Source organism: Streptomyces sp. NPDC038213 (genome assembly GCF_055600495.1).
Map to the genome: position 1 here is coordinate 147,038 of NZ_JBVJYM010000008.1, position 23,399 is coordinate 170,436.

Sequence of the window (23,399 nt, forward strand, 5' to 3'; positions counted from 1 at the left end):
ATGCTGGACTGGTGCCGCCTGGCGCCTGGTGGAGCGCCGGGCTCAGCGCTTGGCGAAGGCCGCGCCCTGCGGGTTGCGGTTCTTGAGGACGAGGTAGGCGACCCCGAGCAGCAGGCCCCACAGCGGGGCGCAGTACAGGGAGACGCGGGCGTCCTTGTCGGCGCCCATCATCACGATGACCATGCCGATGAAGGCGAGGGCGAACCAGCTGGTCCAGGGGGCGCCGGGGGCGCGGAAGGAGGAGGCGGGCAGTTCGCCGCGGTCGGACCTGGCCCGGTAGCGGAGCTGGCAGACCAGGATCATGATCCAGGCCCACATGCCGGAGATGGTGGCGAAGGAGACGACGTAGTCGAAGGCCTTGCCGGGGGCGACGTAGTTGATCCAGACGCCGACGAGCATGAGGGCGGCGGAGAAGGTGGTGCCGACGAGCGGGGTGCCGTTCTTCGTGAGCCTGGTGAAGAAGGCGGGGCCCTGCTGGTTGAGCGCGAGGTCGCGCAGCATCCGGCCGGTGGAGTACATGCCCGAGTTGCAGGAGGACAGGGCGGCCGTCAGGACGACGAAGTTCACGATGGCGGCGCCGACGCCGAGGCCCATCTTCTCGAAGGCGGCCACGAAGGGGCTGACCCCGGGCTGGAACTCGGACCACGGGACCACGGACAGGATCATGATCAGCGCGCCGACGTAGAAGACGGCGATCCGCCACGGCACGGTGTTCACGGCCTTGGGGAGGGTCTTCTCCGGGTCCTTGGACTCGCCGGCGGTGACGCCGACCAGCTCGACGGCGAGGAAGGCGAACATGACGATCTGGAGGGTCATCAGCGTGCCGCCGAGGCCCTTGGGGAAGAACCCGCCGTCGTTCCAGAGGTTGGCGACGGTCGCGGTGTCGCCGGCGTCGGAGAAGCCGATGGTGAGGATGCCGGCGCAGATCAGGATCATGCCGACGATCGCGGTGACCTTGACCATCGAGAACCAGAACTCGAGCTCGCCGAAGAGCTTCACGGAGATCAGGTTCGCGAGGTAGAGCACGGCGGTGAAGACGAGGGCGTAGCCCCACTGCGGGAAGCTGTCGTGCGTCCAGTACGCCATGTACTGGGCGGCGGCGGTGACTTCGGTGATGCCGGTGACCACCCAGAACAGCCAGTACGTCCAGCCGGTGACGAACCCCCAGAAGGGGCCCACGAATTCGCGGGCGTACTCCGAGAAGGAGCCCGACACCGGGCGGTACATGAGCAGTTCGCCCAGGGCCCGCATGATGAAGAAGATGACCAGCCCCGCGATGGCGTAGGCCAGGATGAGGCTGGGGCCGGCCTTGCTGATGGCCTTGCCCGCGCCCAGGAAGAGCCCGGTGCCGATGGCTCCGCCGATCGCGATCATCTGGATCTGGCGGGCGCCGAGTGCCCGGTGGTACCCCTCGCCCGTACCGTCCGCCGCCCCGTCCGGCCGGCCCTTGTCGTTCGTCTCGACCTGCACAGAGGTCATGTGTGGTGCGCCTTTCTCCACGCCGACCCGCGCCGGCGCGGAGCGCGGCTGCGGGTCGGGTTCCTCGATCCCCCCGGATACGGATGGAGTTGCACGCCGGCGGTCGGCCGGTTCAAGCACCGCCGGGAGGACAGGGGTGGCGTCGCGCCGGCGGTCCGGAAGATCTATCACGGAGTACTGGATCACCGACGAACCGGCAGAGAAGCGGAATGTGCGGTGGAGCACATGAAAAGCATGACAAATTGCCCACGGACGAAAAAATCACCGCATGGCGGTGATCTGATCGTTATCCGGATTTGAGCGTCCGCTGAGCGAACGCCCTCGCACAGGCCCGGCTACAGGGTCTCGATCAGGCTCTCCTGGAGCCCGCCGAGCCACAGGTACGCCATCACCAGCGGCTTGCGCGGGTCCTCGTCGGGCAGCCGGTAGAGCTGCTCCGCCCCGTCGTCCTCCTCGATCTCCAGCCGGGCCGCGATGGCCAGCCGCAGGTCGTTGAGGGAGCCGAGCCAGCGCAGGCACTGCTCCGGGGCGAGCTCCAGCACGGCCGCGCCGTCCCCGCCGGGGGTCAGCGCGTCGAGGCTGCGCACGAGCGCGAGGGCGTCCTCGCGCTTGCGGGTGCGCAGGTCGTTCTCGGTGAAGCGGCGGAACTCGGCCGAGCGGGACCGCAGTTCCTCCGGGTCGGTGCCCGCGTCCGTGCCCGGACCGCCGTACGCGTCGGGGAAGAGCCGGGCCAGCGCCGGGTCCGACGGGGGCTCGGTCGGCCCCTCCGCGAACAGGGCGGCGAGCGGGTCCTCGTCCTGGTCCGGCCCCTGGCCGGGGCCGATCAGCTCCAGCAGCTGGACGGCGAGCGAGCGCAGGATGGAGATCTCGACCTCGTCGAGGGGGACCGCGGCGCCCCCGCCCTTCAGGCCCTCGAAGGTGCCGGCCATCAGATGCGGTCCTGCGAGAGGGTCGCCCACAGGCCGTAGCCGTGCATGGCCTGCACGTCGCGCTCCATCTCCTCGCGGCTGCCGCTGGAGACGACCGCCCGCCCCTTGTGGTGGACGTCCAGCATCAGCTTGTGCGCCTTGTCCTTGGAGTAGCCGAAGTACGCCTGGAACACGTACGTCACGTAGCTCATGAGGTTGACCGGGTCGTTGTGCACCAGGGTCACCCAGGGGACGTCCGGTTCGGGGACCGCTTCGGTCTCTTCGGCGGACTCGGTGCGTTCGATCTCAATGGGAGCAACACTCACCCACCCCATGCTGCCACTCCGGAGGCCCTGTCGCACAAACGGCCCCCCACATCTCGTCAATCTGACGAGATGTGCAGTACAGTCGCTGACATGAACCCTGCAGACCTGGGACTGCCGGTGGACGTGCCATCGACAGCGCTCTTCACCGACCACTACGAGCTCACGATGCTCCAGGCCGCGCTGGCCAACGGCACGGCCGACCGCCGCTCGGTCTTCGAGGTCTTCACGCGCCGGCTGCCCGAGGGCCGCCGCTACGGGGTCCTGGCGGGCGTCGGGCGGGTCCTGGACGCCGTGGAGAACTTCCGCTTCGACCCGGCCGTCCTGGAGTTCCTGCGCGAGCGGAACGTGGTCGACGCCCCCACCCTGGAGTGGCTCGCCGGATACCGCTTCTCGGGTGACATCTGGGGCTACCCGGAGGGCGAGGTGTACTTCCCCGGCTCCCCCGTGCTGCGGGTGGAGGGCAGCTTCGCCGAGTGCGTGCTGCTGGAGACCGTGATCCTCTCGATCCTCAACCACGACTCGGCCATCGCCGCCGCGGCCTCCCGGATGGCCTCGGCCGCCGGGGACCGCCCGCTCATCGAGATGGGCGCCCGGCGCACCCACGAACTGGCCGCCGTCGCCGCCTCCCGCGCCGCGTACGTGGGCGGCTTCGCCTCCACCTCCGACCTGGCCGCCGGATTCCGCTACGGGATCCCCACCGTCGGCACCAGCGCCCACGCCTTCACCCTGCTCCACGACAGCGAGCGCGACGCCTTCACGGCCCAGGTGGCCTCCCTGGGCAGCGGGACCACCCTGCTCGTGGACACGTACGACGTGGCCGAGGCGGTGCGCACCGCCGTCGAGGTCGCGGGTACGGACCTGGGCGCCGTACGGATCGACTCGGGCGACCTGCTGCTCGTGGCCCACCGGGTCCGCCAGCAGCTGGACGAGCTCGGGGCCGCCGGTACGAGGATCGTCGTCACCTCCGACCTGGACGAGTACGCCATCGCCTCGCTGGCCGCGGCTCCGGTGGACGCGTACGGGGTCGGTACGCAGCTGGTCACCGGCAGCGGGCACCCGACCTGCTCCATGGTCTACAAGCTCGTCGCGCGGGCCGCCTCGGCGGACCCCAGGGCCCCGCTGGTGCCGGTCGCGAAGAAGTCCCTGGGCGGCAAGGCGTCGGTCGGGGGCCGGAAGTGGGCGGCGCGGCGGCCGGACGCGGACGGGGTCGCGGAGGCGGAGGTCGTCGGCACCGGGCCCGTCCCGGCGGGGCTCGCGGCGCACCAGCTGCTGGTCGAGCTGGTGAAGGGGGGCGAGGTCGTGGCGCGCGAGCCGCTGGAGGCGGCCCGGGCCCGTCACATCGCCGCCCGGGGGCGGCTGCCCCTGTCCGCGACGCAGCTCTCGCGGGGCGAAGCGGTCATCCCGACCGAGTACGCGTAGCCCCTCCGGGGTGGGGGTGGGTGGGTCCGGTCCGGGTCCGGGTACAGCTCCGGGTGCGGCTCCGGGTGCGGCTCCGGGTGCGGGTACGGGTACGGCTCCGGGTCCAGGTGCGGCGGCGGGCCCGGTTACGGGCTGAGTGAGTGGGCGGGCCGCTGCGCGGGGCCTGTTCCCCACCCCGCCCCTTCCCGTTCCTGGGGCTCCGCCCCAGACCCCGCGCCTCAAACTCCCCCAGACTTCGTCCGGGGGGACCCCCTGGCGAGGCTGGATGGTGCCGCGCGAGGCTGGATGTGCCGCGGCGAGGCTGGAAATTGCCGTTGAGCGGCACATTCCAGCGAACCGCAGCACAATCCAGCCCGCGCGGCGTTTGAGCGCACCGGGCGCGGAGCGCACGGAACGGGGTCCGGGGCCTGCCCCGGTTCGGGAAGGGGCGGGTAGGGGAAGGCCCCGCAGGGAAAGGGACACCCGCACCCGGCCCCACCCCCGAACGGCCTACCGCCCGCCCGCCGGCCGGAACCCCGGCCCCGAACCCCGGCCCCTCCTCCGGACCCGAACCCCGGGCCACTCCCCCGGCCCCGAACCACGGACCCGAACCCGGGACCCGAACCCCGGGCCCCTCCCCCGGCTTCGCCGGGCCGACTGTCCGCAGCCACCACTACCGAAGGACCGCACCATGCACCGCGCACTGATCGTCGTGGACGTCCAGAACGACTTCTGCGAGGGCGGCAGCCTTGCGGTCGCCGGCGGGGCGGACGTCGCCGCCGCCATCACCGAGCTGATCGCCCAGGCCACCCCCGGCTACCGGTACGTCGTCGCCACCCGCGACCACCACGTGGACCCGGGCAGCCACTTCGCCCGCCCCCCGGCCGAGCCGGACTACGAGACCTCCTGGCCCGTGCACTGCGTCGCCGGCACCGAGGGCGTCGGGTTCCACCCGAACTTCGCCCCCGCCGTCGCCTCGGGCGCCATCGCCGCGGTCTTCGACAAGGGCGCGTACGAGGCGGCGTACAGCGGTTTCGAGGGCGCCGACGAGAACGGCACCGGCATGACCGCCTGGCTGCGGGACCGCCAGGTCACCGAGGTGGACGTGGTCGGCATCGCCACCGACCACTGCGTCCGGGCCACGGCCCTGGACGCGGCCCGCGAGGGCTTCACCACGCACGTGCTGCTGGACCTGACGGCGGGCGTGGCGGCCCACACCACCGAGCGCGCCCTGACGGAGCTCCGCGCCGCGGGCGTGACCCTCAGCGGCTCCCCAACCGTCCAGGCCTAGACCGGCCCGGGAGGAGGCCCACAGGAGCCTCACAGGGCGTCCACAGGGGCCCCGGGGGCGGGGGGGCTCCCCGGGGGGCTCCGGCGGGGCGGGCGCGCCCCGCGGGGGCCCTCACGCGTTCCTCAGCAGGGCCCGTATCGGGTGCCACAGCTCGTCCGCCGCGTCCGGGGCGCACCGCCACAGCAGCCCGTCCGGGTGGTGCAGTACTGCCGTCACCTCGTCCGGTGTCGGCGGGTGGGCGTTGCCCCGCAGGTAGACGGCGCGCATGCCGAGGTTCCGCAGCCTGGTCAGGGCGCGGGCCCGGTTCGCGGCGTGCACCAGGACGCGTACCTGGCGGCCGTCGCCGCAGGGCCTGGGCAGGGTCAGGGCGACCACGACGGCGCCGTTGGGCAGCTTGACGAAACCTCCGCCGGGCATCGGGTTCATCTCCCCCGTGAGATGTGCTGTCAATAAGAACATGGCACCACGCATCTAAACGCGATCGGCCGCCGCCCGCTAGAGGGCGACGGCCGATCATGCTTTGACCTGCGGTTTTACGTGTTACTTGGTCGACGGACCCACGCGGACGACCATGGTCGAGCCGTCGGTGGCCTCTTCCAGGATCTGGATCCGAGTGTTGGTGTCAGTGACCTTGACGCTGCCGGTCGGGTTCTCGGCGTAGTAGTACTTGCCCTTGCGGTCGTCGAAGGCCGGGACGCCGACCCGCTGGCCGAAGCGCAGCGGCTTGCCGTCCTTGTGGAGGGTGAACGCGTCCGTCGGGAAGTAGCTGAAGGTCGAGTCGTACGCCTGGACCCGGTTGCGGACGAGCGCGCCGTCCGACCACTTGGCCGGCTTGGCGTTGGCGTCGATCGGAAGGATCAGGCCCTGGCCCGGGTGGACCGAGGTGTTGTTGTCCTTCTGCGAGGTGTCCCACAGCCAGACCAGCAGGCCGTTCTGGTACGGGTAGTGCTCGACCCAGTCGGGGCGGGCGGCGCCGAAGCCGAAGTTGTACGGGCCGACCTTGAGGGTCTTGTCGTACGAGACGTACTGGCGGTTCTCGGCCAGGTAGTACTGCTTGTAGTTCTTGGTGAAGCCCGCGCCGATGGCGGCGAAGCCCTTGCGCGTCCAGCCGTTGTCGCCGCTCTCGGCGCCGTCGGTGAAGAGGGCCGCGCCGTTCGCGGTCAGGGTGACGGCGTCGGCGGTGAAGCCCTTGCCGCCCGCGCCGCCGTCCGTCTGGTAGCGGAAGCGGAGGTCGAACTTCTTGCCCGCGTAGGCGTCCAGCGGGAACTTCAGGTCCTGCCAGGACTCGGAGGCGCCGGTCAGGGACGGGCTGTTGGCCGCGTCGACCGGGATGGCCCGGCCGTTGGCGGTGCCGGCCAGCGGCTTCCAGTTGGCGCCGCCGTCGGTGGACACCTCGGTGTAGAGGTAGTCGTAGCCCGACTCGATGTCCCACCAGCCCTTGAGGGTCAGGGCGGCGGAGGTCTTGCCGGTGAGGTCGACCGAGCGGGTCAGGGTGTTCTTGAGGTTGTCACCCATGCCGCTCCACCACTGCTTCGCACCCGCGGCGGGCTTGACGACGGTGGTGGTGACCTTCTTCTTCGGCAGCTCGACCACGAGGGCCTGCTTGTGCTTGGTGTTGTACTCCGACACACCGAGCTTGTGGGTGGACTTCGTGGCGGCCTTGGCCTTGTCGAAGTTCAGCCAGCCGAGCTGGAGCTTGTCCCAGGCGGTCATGTCGCCGGGCAGGTCGCCTATGGAGTCCTTACCGGTGCCGAGCCAGGAGCCGGACGACATCAGGGACCAGTAGCCGGTCGAGTTCTCCGTCGTGCTGGCAGCCGTGTCGTACAGGTCCGGCAGGCCCAGGTCGTGGCCGTACTCGTGGGCGAAGACGCCGAGGCCGCCGTTCTCGGGCTGCATGGTGTAGTCGCCGACCCAGATGCCGGTCTTGCCGATCTGGGTGCCGCCGGCCTTGTTGTGGGCGGGGCCGGTCTTGCCGGCGTCGGTGCCGTACGCGTACCAGCGGTGCGCCCAGAGGGCGTTCTCGCCCTCCTTGCCGCCGCCGGCCGACTCGTCCTCGCCCGCGTGGACGATCTGGAAGTGGTCGATGTACCCGTCGGGCTCGTTGAAGTTGCCGTCGCCGTCGAAGTCGTAGCGGTCCCACAGGTCGTACTTGGCCAGCTGCGCCTTGATCTGCGCGTCGGTCTTGCCGGCCGCCTTCTGCGCCTTCACGTACGCGGTCACACCGTCGCGGACGGTGTCCCACACGTTGTCGCAGTTCTTGTCACCGCAGTAGTTCGAGCCGTAACGGGCCTCGTTGTAGGGGACCTTGACCCAGTCGGTGACCTCGCCCTCGACCGAGTAGCGGCCGGAGGAGGTCTTCTCCATGTAGGTCTTGAGGGAGTGCTTGCCGGCGCCGGTGCCGAAGTACAGCTCCTGGAAGTACTTCTGGTTGAAGTCCTTGCGCCAGACGGTGCTGTTGTTGTTCTTGCGGTCCGGCTGCGGGATCTGGTTCCGCTGCGGGCCGGGCGTGCCGCCGTACTTGACGACCGGAGGCTTCGGGCCCTCGGCGCCGTCGGGGTCGTGCATGGTCGTGCTGTCGACCTTGTTGCCGAACTCCACGAGGATCGTGAAGATCTTGTCGGTCTTCTCGCGGCCGAGCTCGACGTACTTCTTGTCGTCGAGCTTGACGACCTTGGAGGCGCCGCGCTGCTGGACGGCGGCCTTGCCCTCGAGCACCTTCTCAAGAGCGGCCTCGCGGGCCTGCTCCTGCTGCTCGCTGAAGGGGCCCTGGAGGTTGTGCTCCTCGTGGCCCTTGCCCTGGCCGGGCGCCGGGTCGTGCTTGTCGATCGCGATCTTCGCTCCGGCGCCTTCCAGCCCGGTCGCGCCCGTCTGGGCGAAGCTGTAAGCGGAAGCGGTCGCGGCGCACGCCGCCATCGTCACGGTGACGGCTGCGAAACGGATGGCCCGCCTTCTCGGCGAGGTGTTGCTGCTCACTTGATGTCGTTCCCCTCCCGCGGCCGCCAGTACGGACCGGGAGTCAGGGGTTCCGGGGGCAGCGCGCGTCTCAAGTGACGACATTTGACCGGACGCGCGCAAGAAAAGACAGACCTTGACTTGCTCAGGTCAATTGCACTATGCGGTCAGTCCATCCCGTATTCCGGACACCCCGTCAGCCGCCCGGCGCCCGGCGGAAGCCGCCCCGAGGTGCGCCGGGACCCCGCCCCGGCGCGGGCCTTCCGCCCGTGCGCCCCCCATGCTTCGGCACCGTGGGTCAGCTCACGCTTACCGGTTGTTCCTCCGGGGCATCCCCCGTCGTAGAGTCCTTCGAAGGTGCGACCGAGTCGAGCGACTCCCCGACCGATGTCTTGAGGACGGATACCGCCATGCCGCGTCCGACTGCCGCACAGCTCGCCTACGGGTCCGCCACCGTCGTCGTGTCCACCCTCGCCATGCTGCTGCTCTCGCAGACGAGGACCGGCGTCGGGGTGGCCGTCATCACCGCATCGGCCCTCCTCCTCGGACTCCTCGTCGCCGTCACGGCGGGTATGCCGAAGAGGGCGGCCCGCCGGGCCCGTACGAGCCCGGCGCCCGCCCTCGCGCAGGAGGCAGGCGGTGCCCGGACGCCGGAACCCCGGCCGGCCGAGCACCCCGTGCACCACTAGGTACGGCCTGGGACGGTCCGGGCCGCCAGCCGCGTGCGGGTGCGAGTGCGCACCCTCATGTCGCCGTGACCACCACGGTCTTCGCCGCCTTGTCGTGCAGGCCCTGCCGGTACGGCTTGTCGCTGAGGATCGTGATCATCAGGATCAGCGGCCAGATGCAGGCGCAGCACAACAGCGTGGGCAGCCACAGCACGGCCGCGCGGGTCAGCGCCGCATTGCTCGGCGGCACACTGCCGTCGTTCAGCATGGCCACCCTCAGGCCCATCAGCCGCTTGCCGACCGTCTGACCGTCCTTCTTGGTCATGTACCAGTCGTAGCCGACGTACGCGACCACGCCGATGAGCGTCCACAGCAGACCGCCGCCGCTGTACGCCTTGGTGAAGACCTCCGTCGCGTCCTCGCCCTTGTCCGTCTCGATGACGAAGCGGTTGCGACTGGTCAGCCACTGGAGCAGGCCGAGCGGGATGCCGATCAGCAGGGCGTCCACGATGCGGGCGAGCAGGCGCTTGCCGAAGTCGGCGAGCGGCGGCATCCCGGCCAGCGGGTCGGGGGCTCCGTACCCTCCCGAACCGCCGTACGGGTCGCCCCCGTACGGCGGCGGAGGAGGCGGGTATCCGCCACCGCCCCCACCGGCTCCGCCGCCCGCGCCCCCGGCGCCCGCACCACCGTACGGGGAACCGGATCCGGGGTCCCCGTAGGGGGAACCGGAACCGGAACCCGGGCCGGTGCTTCCCCCGTACGGGGAACCGGAACCCGGCGGCGGGGGCGGCGGAGTCGGCTCCTGCGGCTTCTTGAGGAACGGGTCGTCCTCGGGCTGCTGGCCCGGCGGCTGATCGGTGCTCATGGCCGTAGTCGAACCCGGCCCCCGGCACCCCGCAACGGGACCGGGGCCGTACGGGCGAACGGCCCCGGGGAAACCCGCTCAGCGGGCGACGAAGGTACCGGCCGCCTTGTCGTGCCAGCACTGCCGCCAGGGCCGGTCCACCAGGCACCACAGGATGTTCAGGACCCCGATGCCGAGGGCGCCGAGGACCCCGTACACCAGCCAGCGGCGCAGCGCCGCCCCGAACCCGGGGGGCTGCGCGGACTGCATCCGCACCACGCGCACGCCGAAGAGCTTCTTGCCGAGGGTCCGGCCCCACCTGGCGGTCGGGAGCACCTCGTAGAGGAGGCCGAAGAGGACCAGGGCGCCGAGGACCACGGCGAGGTAGCCGCCGGTGGTGCCGTCGATCAGCCAGACGGTCACGGTCCGGCCGGCGAGGCGGGCCTCGTCCACCTTGGCCGCGATGTGCCCGGTTGCCTTCGCGACGAAGGGAACGGCCACGGCGGCCCCGACCGCGGCGGTGAGCGCCCCGTCCACCACCCGGGCGAGGAACCGCCGCCCGAGCCCGGCCGGCCGGGGCGCCTCCCCGGCCAGCCGCGCGATCGCATCGTCGACAGGCGGCTTCCGGGGGGCGGGGTGGGGGGTGGCGGGGGTCGCGGGGGCAGCGGGGGCGCCCTGCGCGGGCTGGGCGGCGGGGGTCGCGGCCGGGGATGCGGCGGCGGGCGCGGGGGCGGCGCCCTGCGCGGGCACGAGGGGGGCGGGCGCCGGGGCCTCGGCACGCGGCAGGGGCGACGCGGACGGCCTGGACGACGGGGGCGGGGAGGCTTCGGGTGCTGCGGGTGCTGCGGGTGACCGTACGGACAGGATGCCCCGACCCGCCTGCCCCTCCGGGGCCACCTGACCGACCGGAACGGGAGCGGGAGCGGGAGCGGGAACGGCAGCGGGGGCGGGAGCCTGAGTCGGCACCGGCGCGGCGGCGGAGGCGGATGCGGCCGCGGGGACGGCTTCGGACTGCTGGGGCCGCTCCTCCCCCCAGGAGACCTTGCGATCGCGATCGCCGCCGAAGCCGGTCTGGCGGGAGGCGTCGGCGCGCCAGGCGGAAGCGGGCTCCGGTTCGGCGGGGGCGGGGACCTCCGCCAGCATCTCCTCCTCCTGCGGGAGTTCGTCGAGGAAGACGGGCCCGGTCTCCTCCGCGCGCGGCGGGGCGGGGGCGGGCGGAGGGGTCGGGGCCGGGGCGGGGGCCGGGGCGGGGCGCTCGAATCCGGGAGGTGCGGGGCGGCTCGTACCGGGGACCCAGGCGGAGCCGTTCCAGTAGCGGACGAAGCCGGGAATGGAGGGGTCGGGGTAGTACCCCTCGCGGGCCGCGTATTCGCCGTCACCTGGAGAGGCCGCCAATGTCCCCAACTCCGATCGTCCGCTTGTGCCCGTTTGTGCAAGCAGACCTTAGCCAAGAGGACCCCCTCCACAGGGCCGGTCACGGCAGAAAGACCGCGTACGAGCGAACCTGCGCTCGATGTCGACTTCCGGTCAACCGACAGGATTTCGGCCAACCCTGCTTTTTCTCGCGGAACCCGCGTCATAACCGGCGCCGCACCCGCTCTCTCCGGGTGCACGCACGTCATGCGCCACGAGAGGAACCGCCATGCACCACACCGTCGTCGAACGCGAACTCGAACTGAAGCTGGTCCTGTCCGCGGACCGCAGCGTGGCCGTTCCGGCCCGTCTGGCCTACCGCACCGAGGACCCCTACGCCGTCCACGTGATCTTCCACGTGGGCTCCAGCACCCCCGTGAACTGGACTTTCGCCCGCGAGCTGCTGGTGGAGGGGGTGTTCCGGCCGTGCGGCCACGGCGATGTGCGGATCTGGCCGACCAAGGTGGAGTCGCGCAGCGTCATCTGCATCGCGCTGAGCTCCCCGGACGGGGACGCGCTGCTGGAGGCCCCGTCCGGCTCGGTCTCGGCCTGGCTGGAGCGGACGCTGCGGGCGGTGCCGCCGGGGTCGGAGAGCGAGATGCTGGGCCTGGACGAGGCCCTCGCGGAACTCCTCGCCCCGACCCCGGCGGACGACCTCTGGCTCCGCGACCCGTGGCCCTCGGACGAGTCCTCGGACGGCGGCGACCTGTGACCCGTACGGGTCCCCGCCCCCGCCCCGCCTCAGCCGCACACCTTCCGGTACGCCATCCCCTCCGGCACGTACGTCTCCCACTCCTGCGGAGTGATGTCCCGGCCGGCCCGCTTGCAGAGGGCGGTGACGAGCGCGCCCGCGTCCGTCTCCAGCGACCGGAAGGGGTGGGAGGAGTCGATGATCCTCAGGGTCCCGCCGTCGAAGGCGAGGGCGTGGATCCGCGCGCCCCCCGTTTCCAGCGGTGCACCGAGGGCGAGTCGGGAACCGACGTCCCAGAGCTGGACGGCGCTGGTCAGGTCCACCGTCCCCCAGCTGCCGGAGAGGGTCGCCGCCAGGAACCTCCCGTCGGCCGAGAAGGACGGGTTGCCGAGGTGCTGACCGAATCTCGGACTGCCCTTCGTCGCACCGCTGGGCAGGGCGCCGAGCCTGCGGGCGACCGCGCCGTCCCAGAGGTCGATCCAGCCGTCGATCTTGGTCACGGCGAGGGTCCGCCCGTCCTGCGAGAAGGCGAGGTCGGTGCCTGAGAGCCGGCCGAAGGCATCCCGCCTGTGCTTGCCGGTGCGCAGGTCGAGCACGTCCCCGGCCGCGGTGACGAGCAGGGTGCCGTCCGGGCTGAAGGCCGTCGGACCCTCCACGGTCTCGAAGCTGTGGAGACGCTTCTTCGCCGCGATGTCCCAGACGTGGACCGTTCCGGGATGGGTGATGTGGCCCGAGTTCCCGATGGACGACTCGCTCCCGCGGAAGAGCGCGAACCGGCGTGCGTCAGGGGAGAGGTACACCCTGACGATGAGCCCCTCCCTCTCACCGGGCGTCTCCGCCTTGCCCCGGAAGAGTTCCCTCTGCGCGCGTATGTCCCAGACGACGACTTCCCCCTCGACGACGAAGGCGACGACCCGCCCGTCCTGCCCCAGCCCGCCTCCGCCGACGAACGTCGACTTCTCCGCGGGCACCCGGGCGTCCAGCGCCTTGCCGGCGCGCAGGTCGGCGATCCGAAGGCCCCGTGCGTCGGGCCAGAAGATCCCGAAGCGGCCGTCCGGCGAGGCCAGCGGCTCGGACGCGTCCTCCGACAGGAGCCCCTCGGCCCCGGCGGAGACCAGGGGGAGCTCGACGGAGTCCAGCGTGCCGGTCTCGGTCCGGTGGAAGAGCAGGCGCCGCCGGGAGTCGTCGAGGGCGACCGTGAGGGCCTGCTCGTGCGCCTTCGTCCCCAGTCCGCGGACCGGGTACTTGAACGGCTCCTCGTACCGGCCGCCCACCCGGAAGACGAGCACGTTGCCGGTGTCGTAGTCGTGCCCGAGCACGTGCCGGCCCTCGCTGCTGAAGGCGACCTGCTCCAGGTCCACGGCCGTGGTGCCCGTGTAGGCGCCGTCGGACGTGTTCCAGAAGTAGAGGGACCGCTCGCCCCCTCCGGCCAGGGTCCTGCCGTCCGGGCTGAACATGAGGCGGTCCGCGGACGAGGTTCCGGTGCAGGAGGGCTGGTTGGTCCCGGGCGGGGTCTCCAGGAACCTCTGCTCCAGGTCCCCCCGGCCCACCGACCACAGGCGGACGGGTCCGCCGGTGGTGCACGTGGCCGCGAGCTTCCCGTCCGGGGAGAGGGCCAGGGACGTCCCCGCCGACCCTTCCACCACCCGCTTGCCGTCGGTGGCCCGCAGGCCCTCGTACCGGTACGGGTGGCCGCCCATCTCTCCGAGGCCCTGCTCGCCGAGGACGATTCCGCTGTCCGTCAGCAGCTGCCGGGAGAACACCCCGCCCCGGAAGGCCCCGCGGGGGCCGACCGGCTTCAGCGTGGCCGCTTCGAAGACCTGGAACCCGCCTCCTCCCGTGCCCAGGACGAGCCGGCCCCGGGGGCTGAGCGCCGAGAGCGACAGCTCGTCGAATTCCGGCTTCCCCTTGGTCGATACCAGCATCCTGCCCTTGCGCACGTCCCAGATCTGGGTCTCCCCGTCCAGTTGCAGGAGCAGCGTCCCCGCGTCGGCGGACAGCTCCCGGGACCTCGCCTCGCCGCTGGCCGTGCCCTCCGGCAGCACCAGGCGGTCCGTCTCCACCTGCATCCGCGCTCCCAGCAGCGCCGCCCTCGAGTCCTCCGTCTCGGCGATGCGCCACGACGCGACCGCGAGCAGCATCGCCGCCTTCGGGTCCGCCGCGCGGAGGCTGGACGCCGCCTGGGCCGTCGTCCGGGCGGCCGCTCTCGCCTGTTCGCGGGCCGCGGCGCGGCTCTGCTGCCAGGCCAGGCCGCCGGCGACCAGGGCCGCGACGAGGAGGACCGCGAGGCCGCCGAGGAGTTGGCGGCGGCGGCGGGCCGTGCGGGCGGCCGTGGCCCGGGCGGCGGACAGGAAGGACAGTTCGAGGGGGTTCGGGCGCAGGTGCGCGGTGGCGGTCGCGGACCAGTCGAGGGCCTCGCGCAGGGCCGTGCCCTGGGTGAGGTCCTCGGGGCGGCGGCCGTGCTGCTCCCAGGCGGCGGCGGCCCGGCCCAGCCGGTGCCGCAGGGCGATCGCCGCGCGGTCGGCCTCCGTCCAGGCCCGCAGGCGGGTCCACGCGCGCAGGAGGGCGGCGCTGACCGGCCGGACCGAGTGGTCCTCGGCGACGATGAGGGCACCGGCCGCGGCGAGGGCGGTGACGGCCGCGTGCCCGTGCTCGCGCTCGGCGTCCGTGCGGCCTTCGTACAGCTCGCGGTAGGAGGCCGTGCGCACCGAGTCCTGGCTGCCGTCGGGGGCCTCGCCGGGGACGACGAGCCGCAGCACCAGCTCGTGCGCCGCCTGGCGGGCGCCGGGGGCGAGGGCCGTGTACGCGGCTTCGGCGCGCTCCCCGAGGGCGGGGAGCTCGGCTTCGGGCCGGTGGTCCGCGGCCCGCTGGGCGCCCGCTTCGAGGAGGGCGCGGCGGGGGTCGGCGGAGGCGGGGGTCTCGCCCACGAGGCCGAGGAGGAGTTCGGCGGCCGTGGGCCGGAGTGCCGGGTCCTTGGCGAGGGCGGCGGCGACGAGGGGGCGGACGCCCGGCGGCAGGGCCGAGAGGTCGGGGTCGACGGCGGCGGTGCGGTGGGCGACCTGGGCGATGTTCTCCCCGCGGAAGGGCTCTTCGCCTGAGGCCGCGTAGAGGACCAGGGCGCCCCAGGCGAAGACGTCGGCGGCGGGGGTGGCGCGCTGGCCGCCGAGGACCTCGGGGGCCATGTAGCCGAAGGTGCCCATGATGGCGCCGTCGGCGGTCATCGACATGTCGGGGGCGCGGGCGATGCCGAAGTCGATGACGCGGGGGCCGTCGGGGCCGAGGAGCACGTTCCCCGGTTTGAGGTCGCGGTGGATGACCCCGGCCTGGTGGATGGCGGCGAGTGCGGTGGCGACGCCGGCGGCGAGGCGGATGACGGGCTCGGCGCCGAAGGTGCCCTGCCCGCGGACGGCGGCGGCCAGGGTGGGGCCGGGGATGTACTCGCTGACGATGTACGGGGCTTCGCCCGAGGCCGCGGCGTCGAGGATGCGGGCGGTGCAGAAGGGGGCGACGGCGCGGGCGGCGTCGACCTCCTTCACGAAGCGGGCGCGGACGAACTCCTGGGCGTCCCGGTGCAGGGCCTTGACCGCTACGCGGGCGCCCGCGGCGTCGTAGGCCTCGTAGACCACGCCCTGGCTGCCCGCGCCCAGCCGCGCGGCCAGCCAGTACCCCCCGAGCCGCTCCGGATCGTCCGGATGCAGCGCTGTGCTCATGTCCCGCCCCCCGTAGTGCAGTTGTCCGTGCCAGCCGACCAGTGTCCCCGATGGTGCGTCAGAAGAGCTTGCCGGGGTTCAGGATCCCCAGCGGGTCGAAGGCCTGCTTGACCGCGCGCTGTATCTCCAGTCCCACCGGGCCCAGTTCGCGGGCCAGCCAGTCCTTCTTCAGGACGCCGACGCCGTGCTCGCCGGTGATGGTTCCGCCGAGGGCGAGGCCGAGGGCCATGATCTCGTCGAAGGAGGCGCGGGCGCGCCGGGTCTCGTCCTCGTCGGCGGGGTCGAAGCAGACCACCGGGTGGGTGTTGCCGTCGCCCGCGTGGGCGCAGACGCCGATCGTCAGCCCGTGCTCCTGCGCGATGGCCGTGGTGCCGTCGAGCATCTCGGCGAGGCGGGAGCGCGGTACGCACACGTCGTCGATCATCGTGGCGGGGCGGAGGGTCTCCAGCGCCGTGAGCGCCATGCGCCGTGCCTGGAGGAGCAGTTCGGACTCGGCGGCGTCCTCTGCGGGTACGACGCGGGTGGCCCCGGCGGCCTCGCACAGGGCGGCCACGGCGGCGAGGTCCTCCGTCGCGTGCGGGGTGTCGAAGGCGGCGAGCAGGAGGGCCTCGGTGGTCTCGGGCAGGCCCATCTTGCCGAGCCGGTTGACCGCGCGGACCGTCGTGCGGTCCATCAGCTCCAGCAGGGAGGGGGTGTGCCCCGCCTCCATGACGGCGCAGACGGCGGCGCAGGCGGCCGCGGCGGAGGGGAACTCGGCGGCGAGGGCGAGCTGCCGGGGCGGCACGGGGCGCAGGGCGAGGACGGCCCGGACGACCACCCCGAGGCTGCCCTCGGAGCCGACGAACAGGCGGGTCAGGTCGTACCCGGCGACCCCCTTCGCCGTGCGGCGGCCGGTCTGCAGGAGCCGGCCGTCGGCGAGGACCACGTCCAGCCCGAGCACGTATTCGGCGGTGACCCCGTATTTGACGCAGCACAGGCCGCCGGAGGCGGTGCCGATGTTCCCCCCGATGGTGCACTGCTCCCAGCTGGAGGGGTCCGGCGGGTAGTACAGCCCCCGCTCGGCGACGGCGCGGGACAGCACGGCGTTGACCACCCCCGGCTCGACGACGGCGATGCGGTCGACCGCGCTGATCTCCAGGATCCGGTCCATCTTGACGAGGGAGAGCACGATGCAGCCGTCGGTGGCGTTGGCCGCGCCGGACAGGCCGGTGCGCGCGCCCTGCGGGACCACGGGGATCCGCAGCTCCGCCGCCGTCCGCATGACGTGCTGGACCTCGGCCGCCGTCCGGGGCAGTACGACGGCCGCCGGTATCCCCGACGCGCAGAAGCTCGCCATGTCCGTGGCGTACGAGGCGGTGGTGTCCGGGTCCGTGAGGACCGCTTCCGCGGGCAGGGCCTCGCGCAGCCGTGCGTACAGGCTGGCGGGTGCGTCCAAGGTGGCCATGGGTTCAGCCTGACAGCCGGGGCCGTTGGTGTGAACCCGGCCGCCCACGCCTGTGGACAACCCCCGATCACTCTTCATATTGACGCACAGTGAGCGCATGGATCGCATGGATCACACGGATCGCACGGAGCGTACGGCCCGCCCGGCCCGTACGGATCTCATGGACCGCATCGACTGCGAGGCGGCGGCGCAGGAGCAGCAGCCGCCCGTCACGTTCTCCGCGCGGCGCACGGCGGTGACCGCCGCGGTGGCCGTGGTCCTGATCGCCGGCGCGCTGGTCATCAGGCCCGCGTCCCCGCGGGAGGACGACGCGCGCCCGCCCGCCCCCGAGCAGCGGGCCATGGCCTCGGTGGGCCTCGGCGCCCCGGCCGCCGCCGTGGACCTCGACGCGCTGATCGCGGACCGCACCCGCTGGGTGGGCACCCACCCCGCCGACGAGGCGGCCTGGTCGGTACTCGGCTCGGCCTACCTCGAACAGGCCCGGCGGACCGCCGACGCGGCCCTCTACCCCCAGGCCGAGCGGGCCCTGAAGCGCTCCCTGGAGATCAAACCCGCCGAGCGGGGGAACCTGGAGGCGATGGTCGGCATGGGGGCCCTGGCCAATGCCCGCCGGGACTTCGCCCTGGGCCGCAAGTGGGGCGAGCTGGTACGGGCCCAGGCCCCCCGGCACTGGACGGCGTACCCCGTCCTCGTCGACGCGTACACCGGCCTCGGCGCGTACAAGCCCGCCGAGCAGGCCATGGAGAAGCTGATGGCGCTGCGCGGCGGGCTCCCCGGCCACCTGCGCGCCTCCCAGGTGTACCGGGACCGCGGCTGGCGCGAGGACGCGGCCGCGGCCATGGAGAACGCGGCGGGGGCGGCCCGCACGCCCGCGGAGAAGGCCTACTGCCTCTACCGTCTCGGCGAGCTGAACTGGGAGCGCGGCGATACGGAGCAGGCCCTGCGCTCGTACGACGGCGCGCTGCGCGCGGACCCCTCCCAGGGCCTGGCCCTGGGCGGTCGCGCCCGCGTCCTCGCGGCCCTCGGCCGCACGGACGAGGCCGTGCGCGACTACCGGACCGCCCTGGAGCGGGTGGCCCTCCCCCGCTTCGCCCTCGAACTCGGCGAGCTGCTCGACTCCCTCGACCGCGGCGAGGAGGCCGAGGAGGCGTACGGGCTGCTGCGCGCGCAGGCGGCGCGGGCGGGCACGTACGGCGTACGGGACGAGGTCACGCTCGCCCTCTACGAGGCCGACCACGCGGACCCGGTCGCCGCCGTCCGGCGGCTGCGCACGGAGTGGACCCGGCACAAGAGCGTGCAGGTCGCCGACGCCCTGGGCTGGGCGCTGTTCCGCTCCGGGGACCCCGTGGAGGCGCTCGAGTACGCGCGCAAGGCGACCGACCTGGGGCTGCGCAGTGCGGAGTTCTCGTACCACCGGGCGGTGGTGGAGGACGACCTCGGCGACGACGCGGCGGCGCGCCGCCACTTCGAGGAGGCGCTGCGCACGAACCCGAAGTTCTCCCCGCTCCACGCGCCCAAGGCCAGGGCGGCGCTGGCCGCCCTGGCCGACCCCCCGCCGGGCGGACCGGAGAACGTGCTCCCGGACACCCCGTGGGTTCCCCCGGTCATGCCGAAGCCGAAGCCGGCGGCGGCCAAGCCGGAGTCGGGTACGGGTACGGGTACGGGCTCACGTACGGGTACGGGTACGGGTACGGGCTCACGTACGGGTACGGGTACAGGTACGGGCTCCGGCACCCGCCCGGCGGCGGGGACCCCCGCCCCGGCGGACCCGAAGCCCCCGGCCCCGGCGAGACCGGCCCCCGCCGCACCGGCCCCGGCCGCGAAGCCCCCCGCGCCCCGCGCCGCACCGGCGGCCCCGGCGGCCCCCGCAGCCGCCCCGCCCCGCCCGGCGAAGCCGACGCAGGCACCGGCCCCCGCACCGCCCCGCCCGCCGGGCTCCTGACCCTTCCCCCCTGCCCCTCGCCCCCACCCCTCACCCGAACACGCGCGGACCCGGCTCCGGGGAAACCCCGGGCCGGGTCCGCGTCGCGTGCAGCGGCAGCGAACCGCCGCCGCCGTCGGCTACAGGTTGCCGCGCTTCTCCTGCTCGCGCTCGATGGCCTCGAACAGGGCCTTGAAGTTGCCCTTGCCGAAGCCCATGGAGCCGTGGCGCTCGATGATCTCGAAGAAGACCGTCGGGCGGTCCTGGACCGGCTTGGTGAAGATCTGGAGCAGGTAGCCGTCCTCGTCGCGGTCCGCGAGGATCTTCAGCTCGCGCAGCTCGTCGATCGGCACGCGGGTGTCGCCGACCCACTCGCCCAGGGTGTCGTAGTACGTGTCCGGGACGCTGAGGAACTGCACGCCCGCGGCGCGCATGGTGCGCACGGTGGCGACGATGTCGTTCGACGCCAGCGCGATGTGCTGGACGCCCGGGCCGTTGTAGAACTCGAGGTACTCGTCGATCTGCGACTTCTTCTTCGCGATCGCCGGCTCGTTGATCGGGAACTTGACCTTCTTGGTGCCGTCCGCGACCACCTTCGACATCAGCGCCGAGTACTCGGTCGCGATGTCGTCGCCCACGAACTCCTTCATGTTCGTGAAGCCCATGACCTTGTTGTAGAAGCCGACCCACTCGTTCATGCGGCCGAGCTCCACGTTGCCGACGCAGTGGTCGACGGCCTGGAAGGTCCGCTTGGCCGGGGGCTCGACGATCGGGGCGGCCGGGGCGAAGCCGGGCAGGTACGGGCCGGTGTAGCGGGAGCGGTCCACGAGGGTGTGGCGGGTCTGGCCGTACGTGGCGATCGAGGCCAGGACGACGGTGCCGTGCTCGTCGGTGATCTCGTACGGCTCCTCCAGCCCGCGCGCGCCCTGCGCGACGGCGTAGGCGTACGCGGCGCGGGCGTCCGGGACCTCGATGGAGAGGTCGACGACCCCGTCGCCGTGCTCCTCCACGTGCTCGGCGAGGAACCGGCCGTGGTCGGTCGTCGCCTTGATGACCGAGGTCAGGACGAAGCGGGCGGAGCCGTTGGTGAGGACGTAGCTCGCGGTCTCGCGGCTGCCGTTCTCCGGTCCGGAGTAGGCCACCAGCTTCATGCCGAAGGCAGTCGAGTAGTAGTGCGCCGCCTGCTTCGCATTGCCGACGGCGAAGACCACCGCGTCCATGCCCTTCACCGGGAAGGGGTCTGCCTCGCGCACGGTGGTGGGGGTGGTGTGATCCAGCGTCTCAGTCATGTGGGCAGACTCGCGCTGTTCCACAAGGTGCGCAATAGTTTCCTCATTCACTGGTCAATCTGTACAGCGGACTGACAGGATCCAGCGAGTACCTGTACAGGATGACCACCACGAGGAGGCCCCGTGGGCATCGACGAACTGGACGGCCGGCTCATCGTCCTGCTGGCCCGGGAGCCGCGCATCGGAGTGCTGGAGGCCTCGCGCCGGCTCGGGGTCGCGCGCGGCACCGTGCAGGCGCGGCTGGACCGGCTCCAGTCGGGCGGCGTGATCCGCGGCTTCGGCCCGCAGGTGGACCCGGCGGCCCTGGGCTATCCGGTCACCGCCTTCGCGACGCTGGAGATCAAGCAGGGCCAGGGCGCGGACGTACGGGCGCACCTGGCGACCGTCCCCGAGGTCCTGGAACTGCACACGACCACCGGGCACGGGGACATGCTCTGCCGGCTGGTGGCCCGGTCGAACGCGGACCTCCAGCGGGTGATCGACCGGGTGGTCGGCTTCGAGGGGATCGTGCGCGCGTCGACGGCGATCGTCATGGAGAACCCGGTGCCGCTGCGGATCATCCCGCTGGTCGAGCAGGCCGCGGAGGACCACGGTCTCTGAGCCCCGGGGGCGCCGTGTCCTGGGGCGCCGTGTCCAAATACTTCGTTGCAAAGGGCTCTTTGCACTCCTAGCCTGACGCCGCTGGTGGCGCGCCGCGCACGACTCCACGCACTTCGACGAGCAGCTCGACGTGAGCGACTACGCGCTCCGCCTGAACCCGGCCCAGCGCCGCGAACTGTCCGCGAAGGTGGACGAGTGATCCGCTCGTACCGCGATGCCGAGCCCCCCGCCGACCGCCCTGCGCACGAGGAGGAGTCCGCCGTGGACCGCCCCGCGGGACCCGCCGCCGACCGACGGCCGCTGTACGCCACGCTTGCCGCCAACACCGTCTCCATAGCCGGGAGTTCGCTGAGCCTCATCGGCGTCCCCTGGTTCGTCCTGCAGACCACCGGCAGCGCCGGCCGGGCCGGGGTCGTGGCCTTCTGCGCCACCCTCCCGGTGGTGGTCGCCGCCCTCGCGGGCGGGCCGGTCATCGACCGGATCGGGCGCCGCCGGGTGTCGGTGGTCTCCGACCTGGTCTGCGCGGCAGCCGTGGGCGCGGTCCCGCTGCTGCACCGCGCCGGGCTGCTGGAGTTCTGGATGCTCTGCGCCCTGATGGCGGTCGGCGGGCTCGTGCACACCCCGGGGATCACGGCCCGCCAGGTGCTCCTGCCGGACCTGGCCGACCGGGCGGGCACCACCCTGGCCCGGGCGGCGAGCCTGTACGACGCGGTGTCGCGGGGCGCGCGGATGGCGGGGGCGGCCCTGGCCGGCGTACTCGTCCTGTTCATGGGCGCGGAGGCGGTCCTGCTGCTGGACGCGGCGAGCTTCGCCGTCTCGGCGGCGCTGATGGCGCTCGGGGTGCGCGGGGTGCGGGCGGCCGAACCGCAGCCGGGGGCGGGGGCGGTGTCCTTCGCCTCGTACCGCAGGGAGCTCGGCGAGGGGTACGCCTTCCTGCTGCGACAGCGGCTGCTGCTCGGCATCACGGTGATGGTGATGCTCACCAACGGGCTCGACCAGGCATGGAACGCCGTCCTGCTGCCCGTACACGCCCGGGAGTCCCTCGGCGGACCGGCCCAACTCGGCCTGCTCGTCTCGCTGTTCGGCGGCTTCGCCCTGCTGGGCGCACTGCTCTACGGGGTCGTCGGCGAGCGCTTCCCGCGCCGGGCGCTGTTCGCCGCCGCCTTCCTCGTCTGCGGGCCCGCCCGCTGGGCGGTGGCGGCCTTCACGGACACCGCGCTGCCGCTCGCGGTGACGATGGCCCTGTCCGGGCTGGGCGCGGGCGTGCTCAACCCGATCCTGACCACCGCCTTCTACGAGCGGGTCCCGGACGCCCTGCGCAGCCGGGTGGCCGGGGTGAGCACGGCGGGCTGCGAGCTGGCGATGCCGGTGGGCGGGCTCGCGGCCGGGCTGCTGGTGCAGGGGTACGGGCTGCGGGCCGCGCTGCTGCTGCTCGGCGGGGTCTACCTGCTGACCGTGCTGGGGCCGCTGGTCTTCCCGGCCTGGCGGACGATGGGCCCGCCGAAACCGGCGCCGGGACGGGGCCCGGACCCGCTTACGGACCCGGCACCTGATACGGCCCCGCATACGGCTGGCGACCCGGACCCGGCCGGGCACCCGGACCCGGTCAGCAGCTCGGGACCTTCCCGCCCATCTCCAGGGCCCGCAGCGAGTCGACGGCGCCCTTCAGGTCCGTGACGGGGATCAGCCGGATCCCGGCCGGCAGGTCGGACTGGGCGTCCGCGCACTCGGCCTTCGGCACGAGGAAGACGCTGGCGCCGTCCCGCTTGGCGGCCTGGGTCTTGAGGGCCACTCCCCCGACGGCGCCGACCTCGCCCTCCGGGGTGATGGTGCCCGTACCGGCGATGGAGCGGCCGCCGGTGAGGTCTCCGCCGCTGCCGTCCCCGTCGAGCTTGTCGATGATGCCGAGGGAGAAGAGCAGTCCGGCGCTCGGGCCGCCAACGTCGGCGAGTTCGAGCCGGACCTTGACGGTCCCCGGGTCCCTGCCGAGGTAGCCGAGGGCGGCCTCGGTCGCCGCGGACTGGGACTTCGCCATCTGCTCCAGATTGTGCCGCTCGATCTCCTTGTCGCTTCCGCCGGAGGGGTAGACCCCCTCCTTCGGGAGGACCGCCCGGTCGGTGCGGAACCAGCTGTCGACCAGTCCGGGCAGCCGGACGGTGGCCGAGGGGCCGGTGGCGAGGATCGTGGTCATGAGCAGCTGCCCCGTCGTCTTGCGGACCGGCGCGCCGGTGACCGTGATGACGGGCTTGCCCTTCTGCGCGCCGAGCACGTCGGCCGTCATACCGGGCCGGGCCAGCGCGAAGGGCAGCGGGGCGAGGGCGGCCACGGCGAGCAGGGCGACGACGGGCGCCGCGCAGAGCCCGAGGGCGGCGGGACGGGACAGGCGTGTGAGGCGTGAGAGCACCCGGCCAATCTAGCTGGCCGGGTGCTCCGGGCGGGATCGGTGTACGGCTTCGGCGGCCTGG

The 23,399-nt window shown here is 72.9% G+C and carries 18 protein-coding genes; 7 read left to right on the forward strand and 11 right to left on the reverse strand.

Annotated features, from left to right (window positions below; all coding sequences use genetic code 11):
* Positions 1-42: 42 nt before the first annotated feature.
* The 3 genes from ACZ7JZ_RS15140 to clpS form a co-directional block, all read right to left on the reverse strand.
* On the reverse strand, positions 43-1,479 hold the full coding sequence (locus ACZ7JZ_RS15140) for an amino acid permease (protein WP_470938467.1): 1,437 nt from the start codon (positions 1,477-1,479) through the stop codon (positions 43-45).
* A gap of 335 nt (positions 1,480-1,814) precedes the next feature.
* Positions 1,815-2,408 (reverse strand): DUF2017 domain-containing protein, encoded by a 594-nt coding sequence (locus ACZ7JZ_RS15145; protein WP_470938470.1) that lies wholly within the window; start codon positions 2,406-2,408, stop codon positions 1,815-1,817.
* Entirely contained in the window at positions 2,408-2,722 is a 315-nt protein-coding gene (gene clpS, locus ACZ7JZ_RS15150) for an ATP-dependent Clp protease adapter ClpS (RefSeq protein WP_470938473.1), read from the reverse strand. Before clpS ends, ACZ7JZ_RS15145 begins: the two co-directional genes overlap by 1 nt.
* 81 nt (positions 2,723-2,803) lie before the next feature.
* Between clpS and ACZ7JZ_RS15155 the strand changes: the two genes are divergently transcribed.
* Positions 2,804-4,132 carry a nicotinate phosphoribosyltransferase gene (locus ACZ7JZ_RS15155; protein WP_470938476.1) on the forward strand — a complete coding sequence of 443 codons (1,329 nt, stop codon included), beginning with the start codon at positions 2,804-2,806 and terminating at the stop codon, positions 4,130-4,132.
* Positions 4,133-4,802: 670 nt separating this feature from the next.
* Positions 4,803-5,402 (forward strand): isochorismatase family protein, encoded by a 600-nt coding sequence (locus tag ACZ7JZ_RS15160; protein WP_470938478.1) that lies wholly within the window; start codon positions 4,803-4,805, stop codon positions 5,400-5,402.
* Between the two features lie 111 nt (positions 5,403-5,513).
* Here the strand turns inward: ACZ7JZ_RS15160 and ACZ7JZ_RS15165 are convergent, their stop codons facing one another.
* A complete protein-coding gene (locus tag ACZ7JZ_RS15165; protein WP_470938686.1) occupies positions 5,514-5,819 on the reverse strand; it encodes a hypothetical protein in 306 nt (101 codons plus the stop codon).
* Between the two features lie 123 nt (positions 5,820-5,942).
* Complete coding sequence (locus tag ACZ7JZ_RS15170; protein WP_470938689.1) at positions 5,943-8,315, reverse strand: immune inhibitor A domain-containing protein; 2,373 nt, start codon at positions 8,313-8,315, stop codon at positions 5,943-5,945.
* Positions 8,316-8,764: 449 nt separating this feature from the next.
* On the opposite strand from ACZ7JZ_RS15170, the gene ACZ7JZ_RS15175 reads away from it, so the two are divergent.
* Positions 8,765-9,043, forward strand: a complete 279-nt coding sequence (locus ACZ7JZ_RS15175; RefSeq protein WP_470938481.1) for a hypothetical protein — start codon at positions 8,765-8,767, stop codon at positions 9,041-9,043.
* Between the two features lie 55 nt (positions 9,044-9,098).
* Here the strand turns inward: ACZ7JZ_RS15175 and ACZ7JZ_RS15180 are convergent, their stop codons facing one another.
* Both ACZ7JZ_RS15180 and ACZ7JZ_RS15185 read right to left on the reverse strand, forming a co-directional pair.
* Positions 9,099-9,887, reverse strand: a complete 789-nt coding sequence (locus tag ACZ7JZ_RS15180) for an RDD family protein (RefSeq protein ID WP_470938484.1) — start codon at positions 9,885-9,887, stop codon at positions 9,099-9,101.
* Positions 9,888-9,965: 78 nt separating this feature from the next.
* Entirely contained in the window at positions 9,966-11,261 is a 1,296-nt protein-coding gene (locus tag ACZ7JZ_RS15185; protein ID WP_470938487.1) for an RDD family protein, read from the reverse strand.
* A 247-nt stretch (positions 11,262-11,508) separates the two neighbouring features.
* On the opposite strand from ACZ7JZ_RS15185, the gene ACZ7JZ_RS15190 reads away from it, so the two are divergent.
* Positions 11,509-11,991, forward strand: a complete 483-nt coding sequence (locus ACZ7JZ_RS15190; RefSeq protein WP_470938490.1) for an SsgA family sporulation/cell division regulator — start codon at positions 11,509-11,511, stop codon at positions 11,989-11,991.
* Positions 11,992-12,020: 29 nt separating this feature from the next.
* Here ACZ7JZ_RS15190 and ACZ7JZ_RS15195 read toward each other — a convergent pair whose 3' ends face one another.
* Both ACZ7JZ_RS15195 and ACZ7JZ_RS15200 read right to left on the reverse strand, forming a co-directional pair.
* Complete coding sequence (locus tag ACZ7JZ_RS15195; protein ID WP_470938493.1) at positions 12,021-15,680, reverse strand: protein kinase domain-containing protein; 3,660 nt, start codon at positions 15,678-15,680, stop codon at positions 12,021-12,023.
* A 58-nt stretch (positions 15,681-15,738) separates the two neighbouring features.
* Positions 15,739-17,124 carry an FAD-binding oxidoreductase gene (locus ACZ7JZ_RS15200; protein ID WP_470938496.1) on the reverse strand — a complete coding sequence of 462 codons (1,386 nt, stop codon included), beginning with the start codon at positions 17,122-17,124 and terminating at the stop codon, positions 15,739-15,741.
* Positions 17,125-17,221: 97 nt separating this feature from the next.
* On the opposite strand from ACZ7JZ_RS15200, the gene ACZ7JZ_RS15205 reads away from it, so the two are divergent.
* Positions 17,222-19,066 carry a tetratricopeptide repeat protein gene (locus tag ACZ7JZ_RS15205; protein WP_470938499.1) on the forward strand — a complete coding sequence of 615 codons (1,845 nt, stop codon included), beginning with the start codon at positions 17,222-17,224 and terminating at the stop codon, positions 19,064-19,066.
* Between the two features lie 119 nt (positions 19,067-19,185).
* Here the strand turns inward: ACZ7JZ_RS15205 and hppD are convergent, their stop codons facing one another.
* Positions 19,186-20,334, reverse strand: a complete 1,149-nt coding sequence (gene hppD, locus ACZ7JZ_RS15210) for a 4-hydroxyphenylpyruvate dioxygenase (RefSeq protein ID WP_470938502.1) — start codon at positions 20,332-20,334, stop codon at positions 19,186-19,188.
* Positions 20,335-20,457: 123 nt separating this feature from the next.
* Here hppD and ACZ7JZ_RS15215 point away from each other — a divergent pair, with 123 nt between their 5' ends.
* Both ACZ7JZ_RS15215 and ACZ7JZ_RS15220 read left to right on the forward strand, forming a co-directional pair.
* Positions 20,458-20,934 (forward strand): Lrp/AsnC family transcriptional regulator, encoded by a 477-nt coding sequence (locus tag ACZ7JZ_RS15215; protein ID WP_470938505.1) that lies wholly within the window; start codon positions 20,458-20,460, stop codon positions 20,932-20,934.
* Positions 20,935-21,195: 261 nt separating this feature from the next.
* The gene (locus ACZ7JZ_RS15220; RefSeq protein WP_470938692.1) at positions 21,196-22,611 is read left to right on the forward strand and encodes an MFS transporter; all 1,416 of its coding nucleotides are present in this window, start codon (positions 21,196-21,198) and stop codon (positions 22,609-22,611) included.
* Here the strand turns inward: ACZ7JZ_RS15220 and ACZ7JZ_RS15225 are convergent.
* On the reverse strand, positions 22,541-23,347 hold the full coding sequence (locus ACZ7JZ_RS15225; protein WP_470938695.1) for a S16 family serine protease: 807 nt from the start codon (positions 23,345-23,347) through the stop codon (positions 22,541-22,543). The two genes, ACZ7JZ_RS15220 and ACZ7JZ_RS15225, sit on opposite strands and share 71 nt — an antisense overlap.
* Between the last annotated feature and the right edge of the window lie 52 nt (positions 23,348-23,399).